Origin of the sequence: Halobacillus sp., assembly GCF_049282395.1 — a bacterium.
Classification (GTDB): domain Bacteria; phylum Bacillota; class Bacilli; order Bacillales; family Halobacillaceae; genus Halobacillus.
The window spans coordinates 1-3,417 of record NZ_JBAPTY010000308.1 but is presented as its reverse complement, the minus strand read 5'-3'; the positions used below and the strand labels follow the sequence as shown (position 1 = coordinate 3,417).

The 3,417-nt window shown below is 40.4% G+C and carries 2 protein-coding genes and 1 pseudogene; all 3 read left to right on the top strand.

From position 1 onward, the window contains the following. Window positions 1-828: pseudogene (locus tag WAM07_RS13220) on the top strand (collagen-like protein); the annotation flags it as partial. Between the two features lie 222 nt (window positions 829-1,050). Beyond that, complete coding sequence (locus tag WAM07_RS13215) at window positions 1,051-2,166, top strand: glycosyltransferase (protein ID WP_422167546.1); 1,116 nt, start codon at window positions 1,051-1,053, stop codon at window positions 2,164-2,166. A 76-nt stretch (window positions 2,167-2,242) separates the two neighbouring features. Continuing rightward, a partial coding sequence (locus WAM07_RS13210; RefSeq protein ID WP_422167544.1) for a glycosyltransferase occupies window positions 2,243-3,417 on the top strand: 1,175 nt, incomplete at its 3' end.

Genomic DNA, 3,417 nt, shown 5'->3' with positions numbered 1-3,417 from the left:
GGAGCAACCGGAGCAACTGGAGTGACTGGAGCCACTGGACCAACGGGAGCAACCGGAGCAACCGGAGCGACCGGAGCAACTGGAGCCACCGGACCAACGGGAGCCACGGGGCCAACAGGGCCAACAGGAGCAACTGGTGCCACCGGAGTGACTGGAGCGACAGGACCAACTGGAGCCACAGGAGCAACCGGGCCAACAGGAGCAACGGGGTCAACAGGGCCAACAGGAGCAACCGGACCAACTGGAGCGACCGGAGTGACTGGAGCAACGGGAGCGACGGGACCAACAGGATCAACTGGAGTAACTGGTGCAACAGGACCAACGGGAGCGACGGGACCAACAGGAGCAACAGGAGTCACCGGAGCCACCGGAGCCACAGGAGCAACCGGGCCAACAGGAGACATATTAGATTTCGCAGATTTCTTTGCACTTATGCCGCCTGATAACGCTGCTACGGTAGCACCGGGTACTGATGTAAGCTTTCCGCAAGATGGTGATAGTAGTCCTGGTACCGGTATTACACGTCTTAATAACACGCAATTTAATTTAGCAGACATCGGATTCTATCAGATTTTGTTTCAAGTTAGTGTCACGGAGGCTGGGCAGCTAATACTGACTTTAAATGGTGCAGATTTGGCAAAAACAGTAGTGGGGCGAGCAACGGGGACGTCTCAGATTATAGGAATGGCTCTCGTACAAACAACTGTAATAAATTCAGTAGTGACGGTACGAAATCCTGCAGGGAATGCTGCTGCATTAACGATTACACCATTGGCCGGGGGGACTCGTCCAGTTTCTGCAAACCTTGTGATAACTAGGTATCTATAGTCATTAAATTTAAAGATTAGCCATGTTACTTTATGGCTAATCTTCTATATTATTCGAAGATGAATATTGTAAGGTGAATAATTAACGCTTACTTATTAAAGCCGCAAAAGACCAAAAAATGAAACGTTTATGTTAAATAAAAAGGTCTATGTGCAGTTTTTGTTACATACAAATGTTAGGTGATTAAGGTGATTAAACTTCAAAATTCAAAGGGGAGATGGGATGATTACGGTCAGTCTTTGCATGATGGTTAAAAACGAAGAAGAGGTTTTAGCTCGATGTCTGGACTCAGTGAAGGACCTGGTGGATGAAATCAACATCGTGGACACTGGATCTGATGATCGTACCGTGGAGATCGCCAAAGCATATACGGATCGTGTTTTTTTCTTTGAATGGACGGGGAGGTTTACCGATGCAAGGAATGAATCCTTTAGGCATGCTACCAAGGATTATATTCTCTACCTGGATGCTGATGATGTCATATTGGATGAGGATCGTGAGAAGTTCAAACGGTTAAAGGAAGAGCTTGATCCAGCAGTTGACTCGGTTTCCATGTATTACAATGCAGGGACTGATGAATTCGGTAATGTCACGCTTAAGTATCGGAGGAACCGCTTAGTCAAAACGAGTAAGAATTTCCAGTGGGGCGGGGATGTCCACAACTACTTGAATGTGTATGGACACATTATTAATTCCGATGTTGCAATTACTCACAAAAAAATTCAACACGCTGTTGGCAGAAACCTTTCTATTTATGAAGGGAAGATAGAAAGAGGAGATGTATTCAGTCCTCGAGATTACTTTTATTACGGAAACGAGCTAAGAGAAAACGGTCATCATGAAAAGGCCATAGAAAGTTATACGAAAAACATAGAACATAAGGAAGGTTGGATTGAAGATAAAGTCTATGCCTGCATCAACCGTGCAGACTGCTATCGATTTTTAGAAAAAACTGAAAAAGAACTAGCCTCTTTATTTGAATCCTTACGTTTTTCTAAAACCCCCCGACCAGAAATGTGCAGCAGAGTGGGCTACAATTTTCAAAGAAAAAAAGAATATAAGTTTGCAATTTTTTGGTATGAATTAGCGACAACTATTGAAGACGATCCTGAAAAATGGAGTTTTACTTATCCTGCTTATTCCACTTGGTACCCTCACTTACAATTATGCGTTTGTTATTATAACCTATCTGATTTCGAAAAATCATACGAACATAATGAATTAGCTAGAAATTTTCGCCCTCAAGATGAAAGGGTGCTCTTCAATAAAGATCTACTCGAGAAAAAATTAGGATTGAATCAAACAGCAGAGGAGCCAGAGGATGAATCTACATCATAATAGAGAAACATCTCTTATTTTTTTACTAGAAAATCTTCCCGTATCTTATATTTAGGAATGGGTGTGAAATGAACAGATGGGTAATACAAATAACCCTAAAGTTATGATCTTCGTTAAGCCTGGTCTTGATACTTTTGTGAAGGATGTGGCAGCTTCCTTATCGGACAGATATAATGTGAAAACAATTTACGTGAGTACTAACATGAAAGATATAGATGTTTATATGAAAGAAGCTGACCTGTGTTGGTTTGAATGGTGTGATGAGCTGTTGGTTTACGGAAGTAAAACAGCTTTAGCCAAACACAAAAAGATAATTTGCCGAATCCATAGTTATGAAGTCTTTACGAGTTACTTGAAAAGAGTGAATTGGAAATCAGTCGATAAGGTAGTATTTGTATCGGATCATATCAGAGAATACGCATTAGCAGAAACACCTAACCTTGTTAAAGACCAAACCATGGTGATTCCAAATGGTATCAAAGTAAATGATCTGGATTTTAAAGAAAGAACTAAAGGCTTTAATATCGCTCACGTAGGTTATTTGAACTTTAAAAAAGGGCCTATGCTTTTACTTCACGCCTTCCATGCTATTTACAAAAAGAATGCTAACTTTAAATTATTTATTGCAGGAAGCTTTCAAGAACCAAGATATAAACTTTATTTTAATCAGATGATAGAAAAAATAGGGCTTCAAGAGAATGTTATCGTTGAAGGTTGGCAGTCAGATATCAACCACTGGTTAGAAGACAAACATTACATTCTTAGTTCAAGCTTATTGGAGAGTCAGCATTTATCTGTAATGGAAGCCATGGCCAAAGGAATTAAGCCTTTAATTCATAACTTTGTGGGCGCTGGAACCATCTATCCTGAAGAATATATCTGGAGTACACTTGATGATTTGACAAGTATGATTGAAAAAGGTAGTTATAACTCTTGGGATTACAGGAGATTTGTGGAAAACAATTACGAGTTTTCCTCTCAAATTACGAAAGTCCGCGACTTGTTAGAAGAGAAAATTGCTCAAAAGAACATTTACACCATTTATTGTAATGGAAAACAAACCCATTTTTTACTTCCCAATACCAAAGATCATATTCAAAGAATTATCGCCAATTATCAAGTTTTTTATGAAGAATCCATGTTAATGGATATAAAAAACAGAGTTCCGCAAGATAGCGTTATCATTGACGTAGGAGCCTATATAGGAAATCATTCGACGTTTTTTGCGCAGCATTGCGAAGCCAGGGTTTT